This is a genomic window from Polyangium sp. y55x31, assembly GCF_029946505.1.
Lineage (GTDB): Bacteria > Myxococcota_A > Polyangia > Polyangiales > Polyangiaceae > Polyangium.
On the sequence record NZ_JARZHG010000011.1, the window covers coordinates 38151 to 56774 of the forward strand.

Annotated in this window: 14 protein-coding genes; 13 read left to right on the forward strand and 1 reads right to left on the reverse strand. The window is 69.4% G+C overall.

What is annotated here, in order from left to right:
* The first annotated feature begins 119 nt into the window (after positions 1-119).
* From QHF84_RS20560 to QHF84_RS20590, 7 genes are all read left to right on the forward strand, one after another.
* Positions 120-1973 (forward strand): L,D-transpeptidase, encoded by a 1854-nt coding sequence (locus QHF84_RS20560; protein ID WP_281315233.1) that lies wholly within the window; start codon positions 120-122, stop codon positions 1971-1973.
* 188 nt (positions 1974-2161) lie between these two features.
* Positions 2162-3178 (forward strand): tetratricopeptide repeat protein, encoded by a 1017-nt coding sequence (locus QHF84_RS20565; RefSeq protein WP_281315042.1) that lies wholly within the window; start codon positions 2162-2164, stop codon positions 3176-3178.
* A 20-nt stretch (positions 3179-3198) separates the two neighbouring features.
* Complete coding sequence (locus QHF84_RS20570) at positions 3199-3690, forward strand: hypothetical protein (RefSeq protein ID WP_281315043.1); 492 nt, start codon at positions 3199-3201, stop codon at positions 3688-3690.
* An 18-nt stretch (positions 3691-3708) separates the two neighbouring features.
* On the forward strand, positions 3709-5973 hold the full coding sequence (locus tag QHF84_RS20575) for a DEAD/DEAH box helicase (RefSeq protein WP_281315044.1): 2265 nt from the start codon (positions 3709-3711) through the stop codon (positions 5971-5973).
* Between the two features lie 119 nt (positions 5974-6092).
* The gene (locus QHF84_RS20580; RefSeq protein WP_281315045.1) at positions 6093-6770 is read left to right on the forward strand and encodes a tetratricopeptide repeat protein; all 678 of its coding nucleotides are present in this window, start codon (positions 6093-6095) and stop codon (positions 6768-6770) included.
* A 61-nt stretch (positions 6771-6831) separates the two neighbouring features.
* Complete coding sequence (locus QHF84_RS20585; RefSeq protein WP_281315046.1) at positions 6832-8322, forward strand: TolC family protein; 1491 nt, start codon at positions 6832-6834, stop codon at positions 8320-8322.
* 161 nt (positions 8323-8483) lie between these two features.
* On the forward strand, positions 8484-10043 hold the full coding sequence (locus QHF84_RS20590; RefSeq protein ID WP_281315047.1) for a 3,4-dehydroadipyl-CoA semialdehyde dehydrogenase: 1560 nt from the start codon (positions 8484-8486) through the stop codon (positions 10041-10043).
* 9 nt (positions 10044-10052) lie between these two features.
* On the opposite strand, the gene QHF84_RS20595 is transcribed toward QHF84_RS20590, so the two are convergent.
* Positions 10053-10607, reverse strand: coding sequence for a CAP domain-containing protein (locus QHF84_RS20595; protein ID WP_281315048.1), 555 nt, complete (start codon positions 10605-10607; stop codon positions 10053-10055).
* A gap of 62 nt (positions 10608-10669) precedes the next feature.
* Between QHF84_RS20595 and QHF84_RS20600 the strand changes: the two genes are divergently transcribed.
* From QHF84_RS20600 to QHF84_RS20625, 6 genes are all read left to right on the forward strand, one after another.
* Positions 10670-12157 carry a protein kinase gene (locus QHF84_RS20600; RefSeq protein WP_281315049.1) on the forward strand — a complete coding sequence of 496 codons (1488 nt, stop codon included), beginning with the start codon at positions 10670-10672 and terminating at the stop codon, positions 12155-12157.
* A gap of 28 nt (positions 12158-12185) precedes the next feature.
* Entirely contained in the window at positions 12186-12776 is a 591-nt protein-coding gene (locus QHF84_RS20605) for a malonic semialdehyde reductase (RefSeq protein WP_281315050.1), read from the forward strand.
* Between the two features lie 399 nt (positions 12777-13175).
* Entirely contained in the window at positions 13176-14669 is a 1494-nt protein-coding gene (locus QHF84_RS20610) for a circularly permuted type 2 ATP-grasp protein (RefSeq protein WP_281315051.1), read from the forward strand.
* Positions 14666-15682 carry an alpha-E domain-containing protein gene (locus QHF84_RS20615; RefSeq protein WP_281315052.1) on the forward strand — a complete coding sequence of 339 codons (1017 nt, stop codon included), beginning with the start codon at positions 14666-14668 and terminating at the stop codon, positions 15680-15682. The genes QHF84_RS20610 and QHF84_RS20615 overlap by 4 nt, the downstream gene beginning before the upstream one ends.
* 51 nt (positions 15683-15733) lie before the next feature.
* Entirely contained in the window at positions 15734-17050 is a 1317-nt protein-coding gene (locus tag QHF84_RS20620) for a hypothetical protein (RefSeq protein ID WP_281315053.1), read from the forward strand.
* Positions 17047-18600, forward strand: coding sequence for a tetratricopeptide repeat protein (locus tag QHF84_RS20625; protein ID WP_281315054.1), 1554 nt, complete (start codon positions 17047-17049; stop codon positions 18598-18600). The genes QHF84_RS20620 and QHF84_RS20625 overlap by 4 nt, the downstream gene beginning before the upstream one ends.
* Positions 18601-18624: the final 24 nt, after the last annotated feature.

An 18624-nucleotide genomic window follows, 5' to 3' on the forward strand; every position in this document is an offset into this window, starting at 1 on the left:
AGGAACGGGTACGAAGACCCCCGAGCCCGTCTGGTCGAGAAGACGAGGCGCATTTTTCGGCGATGGGAAGCTCTCCAGTGGATCGGCCTCGGCGTGAACAAGATCGGCCCCGCGTGGCGATGAACTCCCGCGTGCCGGCGGGTCGCGAGCCTGCGCCGCCTCCTCCTCCCGAGGGGAAGGCGCCCTCCACGCTCGCGGCGAGTGCCCTCGGCTTTGCGGTGGCCGCGGGCCTCGCGGGCGCGGTCGCGTGGGCGAGCGGTTGTCATGGGGATGCGCCGCCCGGCGCGTCCGTCGACAAGCCGGCGCGGACGAGCCAGCTCCCCGCCCCTCCCCCGACGACGCCCCCGGCCCCGAAAGGCTCTGCGCGAGTCGCGACGGCGACGCCGGCGGACTCCCGAGATGCGGGCGCCGACGCGGCCGCGGACGCGAGCGCCGAGGTCGCCGAGGCCGAGAAGCCGTACACCGGCCCGCTGCTCGGAGCGCTGGCGGTGCAGACGCCGGTGTATCCGACGATGGAGTCGAGCAAGAAGCGGCTCGGCTACATCCGGCTCGGCGGCAAGGTCCCGGTCGATCCGAACCCGACGAAGAACGCCTCGTGCCAGCAGGGCTGGTATCGCCTGGTCGACGGCGGCTACGTCTGCGGCAAGTACGCGACCACCGATCTGAACAATCCTCAGGTGCGCATGGGCATCACCGCGCCGAACCTCGAGGAGGTGCTGCCGTACCGCTACGCCTACAACACCGCGCACGGCACGCCGCTCTACCGATCGGTCCCCTCGAAGGAGGACATGATCAAGTACGAGCCGTACCTCGAGATGGCGAAGAAGGCGCGCAAGAAGAAGAAGGCCGAAGAGGAGGCCGAGAGCGCGAAGGACGAGGCGGCGAAGGATCAGACGGCGTCGGCTGCGGCGACGCCCTCGCCGAGCGCGTCTGCGGCGGGCGACACGGCGGCCCCGGCGGCGAGCCAGGAAGGCGCCCCGAGCGCGCCGTCGCCGATGCCTTCGGCGGAGGTCGCGGCGATGCTCGACGCGGGGCCTGCGGTCGAGGAGCCGCCGAAGCCCTGGTGGCAACAGCTCGAGCCGGGCAAGCCCGTCAACGTCACGCTGAAGGAGCTCGAGTCGGACGCCGACGGCACCGTCGCGAAGCGCATGGTGAAGGGCTTCTTCGTCGCGGTGGACAAGACGTTCGGGTGGAACGGGCGGCTCTGGTACAAGACCACGGCGGGCCTCGTCGCGCCGAGCGACCGTATGTACATCGTCAAGCCGCCGACCTCGCAGGGCATCGACGTGCCCGAGGGCGCCAAGCAGGTCGGCTTCATCCTCGCGACGAAGTCGTCGAAGTTCGAGATCGACGACGAGCACAAGAACGTGAAGGTGAAGGGGCCGGCGCCTCGGTTCACGGCGGTCGGGCTCACGGGCGTGACGGCGACGGTGAAGTCGGTCGTCTACCGGCAGACCACCGAGGGCTGGTGGATGAAGGGCGTCGACGCCACGTACACCGAGCCTGGCCCTCCGCCGGCGGATCTCGCGCCGGGCGAGAAGTGGATCGACGTGAACCTCACGCGGAAGACGATCGTCGCGATCGAGGGTGACAAGCCCGTGTATGCGGCGCTCGTGTCGCCGGGGCGGAAGTCGTCGAACAAGGCGAAGGATCACTCGACGATCAAGGGCACGTTCCGGATCCGCGAGAAGCACATCGCGGTGACCATGGACGGCGACGGCACGGTCGCGGGCGACTTGCCGTACAGCATCGAGGACGTCCCGTACGTCGCGTACTTCGAGGGTTCGTACGCGCTGCACGGCGCGTTCTGGCACTCGAACTTCGGCCGCGAGATGAGCCACGGGTGCGTGAACCTCTCCCCGCTCGACGCGAAGAAGATCTTCTTCTGGGCCGAGCCTCGCCTCCCCCGTGGCTGGCACGCGGTCTGGTCCACGCCGGAGAACCGCGGCACGCTCGTGGTCGTCCACGAATAACCCAGAAAAACCGGACACCTAGCCCTCTCTGGTCTACCTGGACGTATCTGTCGAGCCAGCAGCCCTGACGCCGGGTAGGCCCGAACGAAGCGAAGCGGAGTGAGGGCCGTAGGGAGTGGGCCATCGAGCCCACTCCCTCCTTAACAACTTGACTTGGGGCGGAGTGTCGAACAGTTGTTGAGGCCGTCATGGACCAGTTCTCGGCCCACCTCGATCGCGGGTGGGATCTCGTTCAGCGTGGGGATACCCGCGGCGCCGAGGCTTCGGCGCGCCGAGCGCTGGAGCTCGATCCCAACTCCCCCGAGGCTCACAACCTCCTCGGTTACGTCGCGGCCCTCGAAGGGGACGGCGAGGAGGCGATCGAGAATTACCGGCAGGCCATCGCTCTCGACGACACGTACCTCGAGGCGATGCTCAACGCCGCCGAGGTCTACATCCACCCGCTCGGCGAGTACGACCAGGCGATCGAGATGTGCGACCAGGCGCTCGATCTCGCCGAGGTCGACGAGGAGATCATCGATGCGCTCCTTCTCAAGTTCGATGCCCTGCTCGCGAAGGGGGACACGGACGAGGCGGCGCGGGTCGTCGAGCGGATTCCGAACGGGCCTTACGACAACCCGAATCACACGTTCCTCGTCGGGCGCGCGCTCTACGAGATCGGGCAGACGGAGCGGGCCGCGCGGCTCGTGGAAGAGGCGGCGATGAAGGATCCGCGGCACGTCGAGGCGTACTACTACCTCGGGCTCGTTCGCGATGAGCGGGGCGACATGCGCGGCGCGACGCAGGCTTTTTTGCATGCACGCGAGCTCGACATCGAGATGGGGCTGCCTCCGTGGGCGCCCGGTCGTGAGGCGTTTGCGGGGCTCGCGCAGAAGGCGATCGCCGGGTTGAATCCCGTCCTGCGCCGGTATGTCGACGGCGCCGACGTGTACGTCTCCGACGTCCCCGGCATGGAGCTCGTCGCCGAGGGCGTCGATCCGCGGGCGCTCGTCCTGCTCGATGGGCTCATGTCCGATGATCTCTCGCGCGGCGGGCGCAACGACGCTCCTTGTGCGCGGATCTTCGTGTATGCGATCAACGTCGCCCGGCTCGCGGGCAGCGTCGAGGGCATCGAGCGGGAGATCAGCTTGGCGCTCGAACGCGAGATCACCGCGACGTTCCTCGAGGCCGAGCAGGCCGAACGCCCGGAGAGCGAGCTCAACTGACGGGCGGGGACCGTTCGCCAATGGAACCCGACCCCGAGAGGCCTGCGAGGCCCGTATCCGCCCGAAGGCGCGGCCGAACGGTCGCGGGGGCGATTTATTACGGCATCATCGGCGCCACTTGCCTCGCGGGTACCATCCAGATCTCCGTCCAGGTGTTCTTCACGGAGCACCCCCCTTCCCCGTACGGCGGTTGCCATCAAGGGCTCCGGGCCCTCGTCGAGGCCGTCGATCGGGCGCGGGCGGCTGCACCCGGTACGGACGGCGAAGACGGGGCGATCGCGCGCTTCCGGGCGGCGCTCGAGCCCGAGTGGCGGTACTTCGACGGCGTCGCGACCACCTGCAAGGGGTCGGCGAAGGACGAGGGCGCTCTCGACGCCATCGAGCGGCTCCGCTATGCGGAGGAACATGCAGCGCGGCGGGAGGCTTCGGACCTGGCCCCGCTGCGGCGCCAGGTGCAGGAGATCGTGAACACCGATCTCGCGAAAGCCAGCGCTCCCCCCAAAGGCCCCTGAACTCCAGAGCGGCGACGAATGACAGACCAGAATCCCACCTCCCAGGGCGCGAACGCCTCCGAGGCTCGCACGAGTGATCCCACAGCGGCCGGCCAGGCAGCCGCGACCGCGCCCACCTTCGATGTCTTGCCCCTCTCGACCGAGCTGCGCGAGACGCTGGCAGAGATCGGCTATGTGAACCCCACGCCGGTGCAGGTCGCCGTGTGGGAGCCCGCGACGCGCGGGCGCGATGCCGTGGTGCAAGCGCGCACCGGCACCGGCAAGACGGCGGCGTTCGGGCTGCCGATCGTCGATCACATCGTCAAGCGCTCGGCCGCGCACGTGCAGGTCCTGGCGCTCTGCCCCACGCGTGAGCTCGCGCTGCAGGTGACGGCCGAGATCGAGCGGCTCGGCAAGCGCAAGGGCGTGCGCGTCGTGCCCGTGTACGGCGGCGCGCCGATGCCGCGGCAGATCGACGCGATCGCCGCGGGCGCGCAGGTCATCGTGGGCACGCCCGGCCGCGTGCTCGATCACCTGCGCCGCGGCACGCTCGATCCGAAGACCATCCGCCTGCTCGTCCTGGACGAGTGCGACGAGATGCTCTCGATGGGCTTCGAGCGCGAGCTCAGCGCGATCCTCGAGCGTTTGCCCGAGAACCGCCAGACGCTCCTCTTCTCGGCCACCTTGCCGCCCGACATCGAGCGGATGGCGAAGAGCAAGCTCAAGAACCCCGAGTTCGTCACGCTCTCGGGTGATCACATCGGCGCGCTCTCCATCGATCACTTCGTGTACATGGTCGCGGGTGACAAGCTCGGCGCGCTCATCCGCGTGATCGAGGTCGAGAACCCGGAGAGCGCGGTCATCTTCTGCAACACGCGCGACGAGACCGAGCGCGTGGCGAACGCACTGCAGCGCCAGGGCTTCGATGCGGACTGGCTCAACGGCGACCTGCCGCAGTCCGATCGCGAGAAGGTCATGAGCGCGACGCGCGAGGGCCGGCTCCGGTTCCTCGTGGCGACGGACGTGGCGGCGCGCGGGATCGACATCTCGCTGCTCACGCACGTCATCAACTACGACTTCCCGCAGGACGCCGAGGCGTACGTCCACCGCACGGGTCGCACCGGGCGCGCGGGCCGTACGGGCACCGCGATCTCGCTCATCGCGCCGCAGGACATCGGCGGCCTCTACCTCGTCCGCCTCACGTACAAGATCCGTCCGATCGAGCGGCAGATCCCGACCGAGGGCGAGCTCAAGACGCGCGCCGAGGCGGACCTCGTGAACATGCTCGCCGAGGCGTTCGCTCCGAAAGGTACGCACCCGGACGATCTCTCCCTCGCGCGGCGCATCCTTTCGCATGACGCGAGCGAGCGGATCCTCGCGGGGCTGCTCCGTGATCACCTCGGCGCACGGCCGACAGCGAAGGACGAAGCGGCGGCTGCGCGGCGCGCCGGTCCCACGCCGAAGCGCGTCGAGGCGGCCCCTGCCCCGGCGAAGGCCGAGGCGAAGCCCGCGCGCGAGCCGCGCGAAGAGAGGCCGCGCCGCGAGGAGCGCGAGGCGCGTGAGGAGAAGCCGCGTCGCGAGGAGCGTGAGCCGCGCGCAGCCAGTGAAGAACGCGCTCGCCGCGAGGATCGCGAAGAGCGACCGCGTCGGGAGGAGCGCGAGGAGCGCGCCGCCGGCGAGGAGCGCGAGCCGCGGGAGTCGGGTCGTCGTCCGCGGGGTCGTCGCGAGGGTCGGCCCGAGATGCCGAGGCCGAGCCGCGCGCGCGGAGCGGACGAGGTCGCGCCGACGCCCGTCAGCGCGGCCGATCCCTTGCCGCCGCCGAAGGCGCGCGCGGCTGCGCCGGTTCGTCACGCCGACTTCACGAGCTGGCAGCCGCCGGAGGAGGAGGGCGACGACGAGCCGATCCTCGGCGAAGCTGCGCTCTCGGGTCCGCGCGAAGTCGCGCGCGAGGTCACGCGTGAGGTGGGTCCGGACGATACGGATCCGGGGCGCCCGCAGGAGGGTTCGTCCGGGGACTACGCCGAGGTCTTCGTCAGCGTGGGCCGCCGCGACGGCGTCCGCGCGGCCGACCTCCAGTCGCTCCTGCTCGACCAGATCGGCCTCGACAAGGCCGATGTCAAGCGGATCCGCGTCCGCGAGCGCAACGCGTTCGTCAGCGTCCGGCGCACCGAGCTTTCGCGTGCCGTGACCGGCTTGTCGGGCGCGACGCTTGCCGGTCGCACCGTGATGGCCGAGCCGGCGCGGGAGCGTGGCGGCGCGGGTGGGGAAATCGACGCGGACGCTGCGGGCGTCGTCGAGCCCTGAGCCAAATTCGCGGCGATCTCCGCCTTTGTTCGACGATCGGGACGCCGGATCACCTCCGGCGTCCTGCTCTCCAAATACCCCGCTGGCGGCGCGCGCGCGAAGGTCGTATCCCCTTGGATATGGCGCGGCGCGGATGGGAGGACGAGGTCGGGAGGCTCCGGCGAGAGGTCGACGGCGCGATCGCCGCGGGCCTCGGCGTCGAAGACATTCTGCCTCTGCTCGCGCGTATCACCCGCATCGCCGAGCCGGGCAGCGAGCCTTGGGTCGCGGCGCATCGGCAGCTCGCCGAGCTCGGCGTCGAGCACGACCCTTGGCGCGCGGCGCTCTTCGCGCGCAAGGTCCTCGCGCACGACGGCCGGGATGACGGCGCGTGGGCCGTCATGGGCCTCGCGCAGTCGCTCCTGCGAAACTTCCGGTATGCGGCGCGCGCCTACGAGCGGGCCCTCGCGCTCTCGCCGAACAACCCCTGGTACGCGCACAACCTCGGCCACCTCTACGACGTGGCTCTGGGTCGCCCGCACGACGCGCTCCCCTTGCTCGCGAAGGCCAGCGAGGCGCAGCCCACAGAGGCGGACATCGCCGCGAGTTACGCGCACGCCCTCGCGCGCTCCGGCAAGCTCGTTCTCGCCAAGCGTGTGCTCAAGCGCGCCATCCGGCGCGGGGCCACGGCCGATCAGATGGCGCTCTGGCGCTGGCTCGACGCGGGCGCGCCGGAGAGCGTGGAGGCCTCCGGCCGTGAGCGGCGCGGCAAACCGAAGAAGCAGCGGGCGCGCCAGCGGCCTTCTGCCCGCGACTAACTGCTGCTTTCGATCCGCTTCCTTCTTGTCGTCGCCCGCGGGGTGGTACATCGAAAGCGGCATGCTCCGTCCTCGCTGGGTCCGAGCCTCGCTCGCCACGCCGCTCCTCTCCTTCGCGTTGCTCGTCTCCGCGCCGCTCGCCGCGCAGCCCGCGCAGCCCGCGCAGCCCGCGCCGGCCCCGGCCGCGCCGCAAGCGCCTGCGGCGGCGCCGCCGACGATCGCCGTGGAGGATCCGCTCCTCGCGCCGGTCCCCGCTCCGCCGAAGACGCTCGCGACGTGGCGCGAGGCGGTCACGATCGTCGAGACGCGCGCGCCCGATCTGCGCATCGCGGAGGCGGAGGTCGCGCGCGCGGAGGGGCTCAGCACGCAGGCCCTCGGGCGCGCGCTCCCCACGGTCACGGCCACGGGCTCGGTCAACCACAACATGATCCTGTCGGACGGCAGGTACCTCTTCTGCCCCGTCGGCCCGGCGCTCCCGACCAACGACGCGAGGACGCAAGGCACCTGCGTCATCGACAACACGCCGGCGCAGTACATCCCGCTGCCGTATACGCCCGTGCTTCGCGCCGACGTCACGGCGCGCGTGCCGATCCTGTCGCTGCGCAACTGGTACGCGATCGGGACGGCGCAAAAGAACGTCGACGTGGCGCGCGCCAGCGTCTCGGATCGGCGGCGGCAGCTCCTCGCGAACCTGGCGACGGCGATCGTCAACGTCGTCACGACGGAGCGCACGAGCGAGATCAATCGCAGCGGCCTGCGCACCTCGCTGGAGCGCCTCGAGCTCACGAAGCGAAGGGCGCGGCTCGGCACGGGCACGCAGCTCGACGTCGTCCGCGCCGAGCAGGACACGAACCTCGCGCGCACGCAGATCGTGCAGAGCGACGAGTCGTTGCGCCGCGCGCGGGAGGCGCTCGGCCTCGCGCTCGGCGAGAACATGGCGTACGGCGTGCCGCCCTCGATCTCGCTCGACGACATGAAGCACAGCATCGAGAGCACGTGCTCCGCGGGCAAACCCGAGGATCGGCCCGACGTCGTCGCGGCGCGCCAGCAGCTCGAGGTGGCCAAGCGCCAGGCCCGGGAGACGCGGCTCGGCTTCCTGCCCACAGCCGAGGCGACCACGACGCTCACGGCCATGAACCTCGGGCAAGGCAACCTCAAGAACTACACGTGGACCATCGGCGCGGTCCTCACGATCCCCATCTACGAGGGCAGCCGCTACGGCGAGGTCCGAACGGCGCGCGCGACCGTCCAGCAGCAGGAGGCGCGGCTCGAGGCGGCCGAGCGGCAGGCGCGGCTCGACACGCAGCAGACGATGCGGGGTGTCGAGGTCGCGGAGCAGGCGCTCGTCATCTCGGAGAAGGCCCGGGATCTGGCGCGCGAGACGGCGCGGCTCACGCAGATCGCGTACGAGGCCGGCACGGCCACGAGCTTCGAGCTTGTCGACTCGGCGCAGCGCCTCCGTCAGGCCGAGCTCGATCTCGCGGTGCGGGAGCTCGAGCTCGTCCGCGCGAGGATCGCCGCGCTGCTCGCGGCGGCCGTCTGCGACGGCTGAGCGAGCTGTTTGCCCGAGACCGCCGCTTCGAATCGCTCCTCGTCGCCGCGCACGCTCCTTTGCGTGGGGGGACGTGCTCGCGTGACGCGGCGCGCGAAGAAGGGCGACACCTCGCTCTCGGGTTCCGCGAGGCGCGTGTCCGCGGTATAGAGCCCGAACCCATGGAGAGACTCGCTAGCTACGTATCAGGTGCCTGGGTTCACGGCTCTGGCAAGGCGTCCGTGCTCGTCAATCCGACGACCGAGGAGCCCATCGCGGAGGCCAGCACGGAGGGCATCGACTTCGCCGGCGCCCTCGCCCACGCCCGCGACGTCGGCGGCCCTGCGCTCCGCGCCCTCTCGTTCGCGCAGCGCGGCGAGCTGCTCCTCGCTTTGTCGCGCGCCATCCACGCGAATCGCGACGCCCTGATCGAAGTCGCCATCCAGAACGGCGGCAACACCCGCAGCGACGCGAAGTTCGACATCGACGGCGCCTCCGGCACGCTCGCGTATTACGCCGAGCTCGGCAAGCAGCTCGGCGACGCGCGTTTCCTCGTCGACGGCGAGGGCGAGAAGCTCGGCCGGAGCCCGCGCTTCTTCGGCTACCACGTCCTCGTCCCTCGCGCGGGCGTCGCGGTCCACATCAACGCCTTCAACTTCCCCGCCTGGGGCCTCGCCGAGAAGGCCGCGTGTGCTCTGCTCGCCGGCATGCCCGTCGTCTCCAAGCCTGCGACGAGCACGGCCTTGCTCGCGTATCGGATCGCTCGCCTGTTCGTCGAGGCGAACATCCTCCCCGCGGGCGCCTTCTCCTTCATCGCGGGCGCGCCCGGCGACATGCTCGATCACCTCGGCGGCCAGGACGTCCTCGCCTTCACCGGCTCTGCCGACACCGGCGCGCGCCTCCGCGCCATGCCGGCCGTCGTGCACGGCTCGGTGCGCCTCAACATCGAGGCCGACAGCCTCAACACGGCCGTCCTCGGGCCCGACGTCACCTCGGGCTCCGACACGTACCGCATGTTCCTGCGCGAGGTCACCCGCGACATCACGCAGAAGGCCGGGCAGAAGTGCACCGCCATCCGCCGCATCCTCGTCCCTCGGGCGATCGAGGGTGAGATCAAGGACGAGCTCGTGAGCCTGCTCCGCGACATCAAGGTCGGCGACCCTGCGCTCGAGGGCGTCACCGTCGGCCCGCTCGCGACGGCCGCGCAGCTCCGCGACATTCGCGCCGGCATCCAGAAGCTCTCCGCGGAGGCCTCGATCGTCCTCGGCGACGGTGCGTTCGAGCGCGTCGGCGCGCAGGACGGCAAGGGCTACTTCGTGCCGCCCACGCTCCTGCACTGCAAGGATCCCGATGCCGCGCGTGACGTCCACCAGCACGAGGTCTTCGGCCCCTGCGCCACGATCGTCCCGTACGACGGATCCTCTGCCCGCGCGACGGACCTCGTCCGCCGCGGCGGCGGCATGCTCGTCGGCTCGGTCTACAGCGACGATCGCGCCTTCGTCACCGACATGATCTTCGGTTTGTCGCCGTACCATGGCCGCCTCTACTTCGGCAGCGAGAAGATCGCCGATCAGACGCCCGGCCCGGGCACGGTCCTCCCGCAGAGCGTACACGGCGGCCCTGGGCGCGCGGGCGGTGGCGAGGAGCTCGGCGGACGCCGCGGCCTCGCGTTCTACTCGCATCGCGCGGCGATCCAGGGCGCGCGGCCCATCCTCGAAGCCGCGCTCGATCTGAAGAGCTGAGCCCGCGTGCTACGGCGCTGCGTCGCCGCAGCTCGGATCGTCCGCGGCTGCGAGATCGAGCGTCCAGATTGCCGTTTCCCCGCCCATCGACCGACCCACGCCGAGCGTCACGAACCCCGGGTCCACGAGCACCGGTTGCGTCCCTGTATCCGCGGCCCACTGCTCCAGCGTCGGCGCGGCGCTCGCGTTTCCCTTCGCCAGGAGCTCGGCCATCCCCAGGGTCCCATCGCACGCGGCAGAAAACCCGGCCTCGCAAGCGCGCGTCACCGTCGTGGATCCGTCCGGCCCGACGTCTTTGAGGTAACCCTTGTCCCGCATGTCGTCGCTGTGCGCCGACGCCGACTGGTTCAGCGTCGCGCAGACTTTCAGCACGGGCACGCCTGCCATCGTACGCCTGTCGTTCAGCCGACCGACGAGATCACTCTCCACGGCGTCCAGCGGGTTTGCTTGGCTCACGCTGTCGGCGTACTCGACCGTCGAGCAGCCGACGGTCCACGGGGCGAGCGCGAGCGCGGGCAGGATGACGGCGAGGATGGCCCGAGCGGACCCGCGCGACGAAGCCAAGCGGCACATTTTCACCATATGAAGCATCTTATCGCGTTAGGCTGCCGGATGTTCCCGTTCGTATGAGCACCGCCGCGGCCCTCATCGGAAGCACCCTGGCAGGTCGGTTCCGGATCACGTCGTTCCTCGGGGAGGGAGCGATGGCGACCGTGTACCGCGGCGTGCAGGATGCCGACCCGCGCGAGGTCGCGGTCAAGGTCATGCACCCGGAGCTCGCGCGCGACACCACCTTCGCCAAGCGCTTCCGCCGTGAGGCCAAGGCCGCCTCGCGCCTCAACCACAAGAACACCGTCCAGATCATCGACTACGGCGTCGACGGGAACGTCGCCTACATCGCGATGGAGCTGCTCCAGGGCCGGGATCTCTTCGAGATCCTCTCGGTCGAGCGGCGCCTGTCCGAGGCGAGGGCCGCGCGCATCTTGATGGAGGTCTGCGACGTGCTCACGGCCGCGCACGAGCAGGGCGTCGTGCACCGCGACCTCAAGCCCGAGAACATCATGATCCTCGGCCAGCCCGACACGGCCGGGCGCGAGCGCATCAAGGTCCTCGACTTCGGCATCGCCAAGATCCTCGACAAAGAGCAGCCGCAGAAGGAAGGGGCCGAAGGAGGCGATGCGCCGCCAGTCAGCGCCGCGCCGAGCTCCGCGATCACCACGGTCGGCGTCATCGTCGGCACGCCCGAGTACATGTCGCCCGAGCAATGCCGCGGCGAGGCCGTGGATCCGCGCAGCGACATCTACGCGTGCGGCGTGCTCCTCTACCAGCTCGTCACCGGCCAGATCCCCTTCAGCGGCGACTCCATCATCGACATCGCCCTCAAGCACATCCGCCAGCCGCCGCCGCGGCCGAGCCACGCCGCGCCCTTCATGCACAAAGGGCTCGAGGCGATCATCCTGACCGCGCTCGAAAAATGGCCCGCGCAGCGGCAGCAGAGCGCCGCCGAGCTCAAGGCCGCCCTCGAAAAGGTGCTGCCCGAGCTCCGCACCACGCCGCATCGCCTCGGCGGCACCTCGCGCGACGACGCGCCGCCTCCTCCATCACGCCGCGGCATCGCCGAGGTCCCAGTCGAGTCCGTCCGCTTCGCGCACGCCACGATCCCCGAGCAGTCGACGCTCCCCTCCGAGGAGCTCACGATCAAGCGCAAGGGGCTCAAGCCCGCGGCCGCTCCGGTCGACGCCGAGCACGACACCGATCCCGAGGGCGGAAAGGCCTCGAAGGACGGCGTCATCATCCGCGTCCCAGCCGACGCCGAGCCCGTCCTCGGCTCCTCACCGACCATCCCCGCGGCGCCATCAGTCACGGACACGCTCGCCACAGGCCGCGAGCCCCCGCCAGCCCTGAAGAAGGCCACGTCGCCGAAGCCGCCAGCCGTCGCGACCGCATCGTCCGACGACAAGGCGCGCAAAGCCGCGGCCGCGCTCGCCGCAGACAAATCACGCACGGCGTCGCGCAAGAAGAAAAAGGGCGGCACGAGCTTCTGGCTGCTCGTCCCGATCGCGGTCCTCGTGGGGATCACGGTGGGTGCCGTCGTGTTCTTTCTGACGCAATGAAGAGCTCTACAGAGAGGTGACGGATCGCATGGCGAATCGGCTCGACGACGAAGCGCTCGACCAACTCTTCCGCAACGGGCGCACCCACAACGTGTGGCTCGAGCGTCCGGTCGAGGACGACGTGCTGCGCGAGATCTACGACCTCGCGAAGATGCCTCCCACGAGCGCGAACTGCTCGCCGATGCGGGTCGTCTTCGTGAAGAGCCCCGAGGCAAAGGCGCGCCTGCTCGCCGTGGTCTCCGCGGGCAACCAGGAGAAGACGCGCTCTGCGCCAGTCACGGCGATCATCGCCAACGATCGCCGCTTCTACGACGAGCTGCCCAAGCTCTTCCCGCACACCGACGCGCGCGCCTGGTTCGTCGGCAACGAGGCCCTCGCCGAGAAGACCATGTTCCGCAACGGCACACTGCAGGGCGCCTACCTCATGCTGGCCGCGCGTGCGCTCGGCCTCGACTGCGGCCCGATGTCCGGCTTCGACAACGACAAACTCGACCGCGAGTTCTTCCCCGACGGCCGCTTCGTCTCGAACTTCCTCGTGAACCTCGGCTACGGCGACGCCACGAAACTCTTCCCGCGCAGCCCTCGCTTCACGTTCGACGAGGCCTGCACGATTCTTTGAGCGTCGCGCCGGGGTTTCACCCCGGACCCCGACCAGGGGTTGTCCACCCCTGGACCCGGACCAGCGCAAGCGCTGGACCCGGGGTCGATGAACTGCGCATCGCGCAGTTCATCGAACAGGCCGGTTCAAGACCAGCGAACGACGCTGCCAACCGAGACGGCTACGACTGGCAACGCCGCTCGTGGTCTTGCCACGGGCCCGTCGGAGAAACTGCGCATCGCGCAGTTTCTCCGCCCTCGGTCCAGGCCGTGCCTGGTCCGGGGTGGAGGGGGCGGACAGCCCCCTCCTGGGGTGCGGGGCAACGCCCCGCTCCGCTCCGCTCTGCTCTGCTCCGCGCATCCCATTCCTCCTCTGACGCGCTCTTTACGCGCTGCGTTCTTCCTGGATAGACTGGAGGAAGTGGCTGAAGAACCGCTTCCGTCGAGCCTCTTCTCCGGGTATCCGAGCGCGCCCGGCACATATGACGAGCTCCTCGACCTGGGCGGGCACCTGCGCCTCCCCTTTCGACGTGCGCTCGCACCCCTCGCCTCTGCCTCGCCTGATGCGATCACGCGCTGGCAGGCCCTCGCCGAGCGTGCCCTCCTCAACCAGGGCGTGACCTTCTCCGTCTATGCGGACTCGCGCGGCACGGAGAAGATTTTTCCTTTTTGTTTGGTCCCGCGCCTCGTCTCTGCCGAGGACTTTTCCCACGTCGAGCGTGGACTCGAGCAGCGTGTGCGTGCGCTCGGCATGTTCCTCGACGACGTTTACGGCGAGCAGCGCATCCTCGCGGAAGACCCGCTCCTCCGCGAGCTCGTCCTTGGCGCCAAGCATCACCTGCCCATGCTGCGGGGCCTGCGTCCCCTGGGCGGCGTGCGCATCCATGTCGCGGGCATCGACCTCGTGCGTGGCCCGGACGGCGTCTTCCGCGTCCTCGAAGACAACCTTCGCACGCCTTCCGGCGTCTCGTATGTCCTCGAAAATCGCATCGTCTCGAAGCGCGTCTTGCCGAAGGTCTTCGAAGAGGCCCGCGTGCATCCGGTCGAGCATTACCCTGCGCGCCTCTCCGAGGTGTTGCGCTCGGTCTCGCCTGCTCCGCACGACGACACGTATGCCGTCGTGCTCACGCCTGGCCACTACAACTCCGCGTACTTCGAGCACAGCTTCCTCGCCCGCACGATGGGCCTCGAGCTCGTCGAGCCTGCGGACCTCTACGTCGACGACGACCGCGTCTTCCTTCGCACCACGCGTGGACCTCGCCGTGTCCACGTCATCTACCGCCGCATCGACGACGCCTTCCTCGATCCCGAGGCCTTCCGCCCCGACAGCCTCCTCGGCGTCCGCGGCCTCGTCCGCGCTTATGCGAAGGGCAACGTCGCGCTCGCGAACGCCCTCGGCAATGGCGTCGCCGACGACAAGGCCGTCTACGCGTTCGTGCCCCAGATGATCCGCTTCTACCTCGCCGAGGAGCCGATCCTCGCTCAGGTACACACCTTCGTTTGCGCCCGCGACGAGGATCTCCGGTACGTCAAAGACCACCTCGATCGGTTGGTGGTCAAATCGGTCGACGAGGCTGGCGGCTACGGCATGCTCATGGGCCCCACCGCCTCGGCTGCCGAGCGTGACTCCTTCCGCCGCCGCATCGAGGCTGAGCCGCGCCGCTTCGTCGCGCAGGAGCGCCTCGAACTGAGCACGTGTCCCACCTGGGACGGCGCTGCGGGCGCGCTCGTCCCTCGCCGCGTCGACCTTCGCCCCTACGTCCTCACCTCGCCCGCGGGCCCGTGGGTCTTACCGGGTGGCCTCTCGCGGGTCGCGCTCGTGCCGGGCTCGTACGTCGTCAATTCCAGTCAAGGCGGCGGCTCCAAGGATACGTGGGTGCTCAAAGCAAATACTTCGGGGAGAAACGATCCATGATCGCCCGCGTCGCCGACCACTGCTTTTGGCTCGGTCGTTACCTCGAACGTGTCGACTGCACCGCGCGTGTCCTCCACGTCACGCTCCACCTCTCGCTCGACGCCGAGCTCGGCCCTCGCCAGTGCTGGCTACCTGTCGTCATCGTCTCCGGCGAGCGCGAAGCCTTCTTCGCCAAGCACGGCGAGGCCGCGGCGGGCGACGCCGAGATCGTCCAGAGCTACATGACCTGGGACGAGACGAACGACGTCTCGCTCGTCCGCTCGATCGCAGCGGCCCGCGACAACGCCCGCTCGATCCGCGAGGTCGTGAGCCTCGAAGTCTGGGAGACGCTGAACGAGCTCTACCTCTGGTCGCAGAGCCCCGCCGCGCGCGACGAGTACACGACGAACCGCTACGCCTTCTACCGCACCATCCGCCGCGCCATCGAGCTCTGCCGGGGCCTCCTCCAGAGCACGATGCTCCACGACGACCCGCTCGACTTCCTCTTGCTCGGCCTCCTCCTCGAACGCGCCGGCCACTCGGCCCGCATCGTCGACGTGCACCACCACGCGCTCAGCAAAGGCGAAACGCGCCTTGAAGTCGTCGAGACGGGCGTCTGGCTCTCCATCCTGCGCTCGTGCTCCGGCAAGGAGCCTTTCATGAAGCGGCACCAGGGCCGCGTGACGGGCCCCGCGGTCGCTGCGTTCCTGATCCTCGAACCTCTCTTCCCGCGATCCGTCCAGCACGCCGTCGCCGAAGCGCACATGCGGCTCCTCTCGATCCGCCCGGCCGGCGCGAACGACCTGCCTGGCGAGCGCTCCCTCGCCCGCCTCCGCGCGCTCGACGCGTGGCTCGCATCGCAGACCGCCGAGACGATTTTGCCGATCCACGACCTCGCGACGTACGTGGTCTCGGAGACGGCCGGCATCTGCGAGGAGATTGGTCGCGAGCTGCTCGGGTATGGGGCGCAGGTCGCCGAAGGCGACCCGGAGCCCCAAGCGTTGAACGGCTACGGGGGCGGTTCCGCGGCTTGACGCGTGGGCGGGTGACCGCGTGGGCCGTGCTACCCTGCGCGGCCGAGAGCCATGTCGACCCTCGTTTCCGCAACGCCACGAGCGCTCGCGCCTGCACGTACGCTGAGCGACGTCGTTCACAACTGCGACCAAGACGATCCCCTCCCGAGTGGTGATCCTCGGTGGCAGGATCTCTCGGCGGGGCGTGGCGACGCGGCGGCGGAGACGCTCGTGCAGGATCTGCTGGCGCGGCGGGGGGAGCAGCTCATCCACGCGGCGTTCGTGAGCCACCGCGGCGCGGGCAAGAGCACGGAGCTCAGGCGCATCGCGGGCCTCGTCGGGGAGGCGTACCACCCGCTCTACATCGAAGCGACCGTCGAGATGGATCCCATCCGGATCGAGTCCGAGGATCTGCTCCTCAACATCGCGCTCGCGGTCGAAAGGGAGATGCGTCGGATCGGCAGGAGCCTGCCTGCGGATCTGCTCCGGCGTGTCGAGCAGTGGTTCGCCGATGCGATTCGCTCGACGAAGTGGGCGCAAGGCTACGACGCGAACGTCGCGGCGGGGATCGAGGGCAAGTTCGAGGTCCCGTTCCTCGGCAGCATGTTCGCGCAGGCCAAGGCGCTCATGAAGCACGAGAGCGAGTACCGCACCGAGGTGAAGCAGGTCCTGAAGAAGTTCCCCGGCACGTTGATCCAGAACGTGAACGACTTCCTCGAAGCCGCGGAGCAAGGGCTCGACGGTCGCGCCCTCCTCCTGATGATCGACAACCTCGACCGTTATGACCCTTCGGTCATCGACGAGCTTCTCGTGATCGGCGCGGACCGGATCCGGAGCCTCCGCTGCAACCTGATCCTCACGCCGCCGATCAGCCTCTTGCTTCAACCTCGGTCGGCCCAGCTCGACGCGAGTTACGCCTGTTACGACATGTTCACGGTCAAGCTACGGACGCGCGACCAGCGTTACGACGAGTTCGACGGCCCCGGACGCGACCTCCTCGAACAGGTCCTCGCCAAGCGGATCGATCTCGACGTGGTGATGCCCGACAAGGAGGTGCGCGATCGGCTGATCGCGGCGAGCGGCGGCGGGATTCGCGAGCTTTTGGATCTCGTCTCGTGGACGGCGAGGTTTGCTCGGTTGGGTGGGACGACCATCACGGAGCGCGACGTGGAGAAGGCGATCGCGCGGCGCAAGCAGCGGCTCCGGGACCAGATCAACGTGAACGGCTGGTGGGATGCGCTCGGGCACATCGCGGAGACCAAGGAGGTCGGCGACGACGACAAGTCGCTCGCGGTCCTCTTCCACCGCCTGGCGTTCAAGTACAACGGCGAAGGCTGGTACGACGTGCACCCGCTCGTGGACGAGCTGATGCGGGAGCGGCGCCGGTGAGCTTCGAGCCCGAGGCCCTGCTCGGCGAGGACGACGGCCTCGTGCTGCGCCGGTTCTTCGAGTGGGGCGTGGGGCACGGGTTCGATCTGGCGATCGTGCAGATCACGACGCCGTGGAAGCGGGACGCGTTGATCGCGTGGGCCAAGGCGAACGTGCAGGGCGTCGCGGTGATCGATCTGCGCGAGGTCGGCCCTGACAAGCGGAGGTTGTGGGACGTGCTCCGGGAGGCGACGGCGCTGGAGTCGGGCGCGACGTCGCTGATCCTGCACGGGCTGGAGGAGGCCGAGGCGGAGGAGCGGATCGTCGCGCAGCTCAACGTGGAGCGTGACGAGCTCGCGCGCGGATTTCCGCTGCCGTGGCTGCTGATCGTGCACCCGACCGCGGCGCAGGTGCTGGAGCGGAAGGCGCCGGACTTCGTGGATTTTGCGGGCGCGTGGATGTGGGAGGAGAAGCCCGAGCCGCTCAGGTTGGAGCTTGCGGCGATCGACGCGCGGTATGGGGTCACGGCGCCGATGCCGATGCGGGATCTGGGCGCCAGCAGGGAGCTGCTCGACAAGGCAGGCAAGGCGATCAGCGACGGCCATCTCAACGAGGCCGAGGATCTGCTGGCCCAATTCGATCTGCGACACCCCAATGCGCGGAATGAGGATCCAGATCGATTGTCGACCGGCGGGCGTTTGCTCAGCGTGCTGGGATCACCGGACGAGGCGCGCAGCGCGTTCGAACGTGCACTCCGCTTCCTGGAGGAGCGCGGGGATGTGCTGGGGCGCGCATACGTGCTGCAGGATCTCGGCTCGCTCGACCTGAGCCAGGATCGTTACGACGAAGCGCGCCATCACCTCCTGTCGGCGGGCGCTCTCTTCGAAGAGGTGAACGATCTTCGCGGTCGCGCATACTCGTTGCACGAGCTTTCGGGGCTCGAAGCGCAAGTTGGTCGGTATGAGGACTCGCGTCGGCTCTGCGGAGAGGCGATTGCTTGTTTCGAACGGCTGAACGACCGCTGGGGTCGCGCCGCTGCCCTGCATCAACTCGCGATCGTCGAGTCGAGCCTCGGTCGGTACGAGGACGCGCGGCAACTCCTTCGGGAGGCCACGGAAATCTTCGAGCAAGTCGGCAACCGCGTGGGGCGCGCGGCCGCTCTGTATCAGCTTGCGCTCATCGAAGGTATCGAGGGCCGGCTCGATGAAGAGCAACGCCTTTGCCGAGAGGCGCTCAGAATCAGCGAGGAGGTAGGTGACCTTCGCGGGCGTGCGGTGGGGCTTCACAAGCTTGCATCGCTTGCGGCTGCCGAAGGGCGCTACGACGAGGCGCGTCCGCTCATCGAGCAATCCATCGCTCTCAGGAAGAGGATGCGTGATCGCTCGGGAATCGCGATGTCGGAGCTGCTCGTCGGACTGTTGGAGTGCGCAGCAGGTCGGTTCACGGAAGGCCGCGAGCTTGTCCAGGCTGCGGTCGATACCCTCCAGGCCCTCGGCGCCGTGCAGGCCGAGGAGGCCCGCTCCGTCCTGCGCGAGATCGACGCCCTCCAGCACCCCCCCACCCCCTCCTAGCTGCCCTCCCCCACTTCCGCAGTA

Excerpts from the sequence above, each read along its gene's own strand:
- QHF84_RS20560 (WP_281315233.1), top strand. The coding sequence starts at position 120 with ATGAACTCCCGCGTGCCGGCGGGTCGCGAGCCTGCGCCGCCTCCTCCT.
- QHF84_RS20565 (WP_281315042.1), top strand. The coding sequence starts at position 2,162 with ATGGACCAGTTCTCGGCCCACCTCGATCGCGGGTGGGATCTCGTTCAG.
- QHF84_RS20570 (WP_281315043.1), top strand. The coding sequence starts at position 3,199 with ATGGAACCCGACCCCGAGAGGCCTGCGAGGCCCGTATCCGCCCGAAGG.
- QHF84_RS20575 (WP_281315044.1), top strand. The coding sequence starts at position 3,709 with ATGACAGACCAGAATCCCACCTCCCAGGGCGCGAACGCCTCCGAGGCT.
- QHF84_RS20580 (WP_281315045.1), top strand. The coding sequence starts at position 6,093 with ATGGCGCGGCGCGGATGGGAGGACGAGGTCGGGAGGCTCCGGCGAGAG.
- QHF84_RS20585 (WP_281315046.1), top strand. The coding sequence starts at position 6,832 with ATGCTCCGTCCTCGCTGGGTCCGAGCCTCGCTCGCCACGCCGCTCCTC.
- QHF84_RS20590 (WP_281315047.1), top strand. The coding sequence starts at position 8,484 with ATGGAGAGACTCGCTAGCTACGTATCAGGTGCCTGGGTTCACGGCTCT.
- QHF84_RS20600 (WP_281315049.1), top strand. The coding sequence starts at position 10,670 with ATGAGCACCGCCGCGGCCCTCATCGGAAGCACCCTGGCAGGTCGGTTC.
- QHF84_RS20605 (WP_281315050.1), top strand. The coding sequence starts at position 12,186 with ATGGCGAATCGGCTCGACGACGAAGCGCTCGACCAACTCTTCCGCAAC.
- QHF84_RS20615 (WP_281315052.1), top strand. The coding sequence starts at position 14,666 with ATGATCGCCCGCGTCGCCGACCACTGCTTTTGGCTCGGTCGTTACCTC.
- QHF84_RS20620 (WP_281315053.1), top strand. The coding sequence starts at position 15,734 with ATGTCGACCCTCGTTTCCGCAACGCCACGAGCGCTCGCGCCTGCACGT.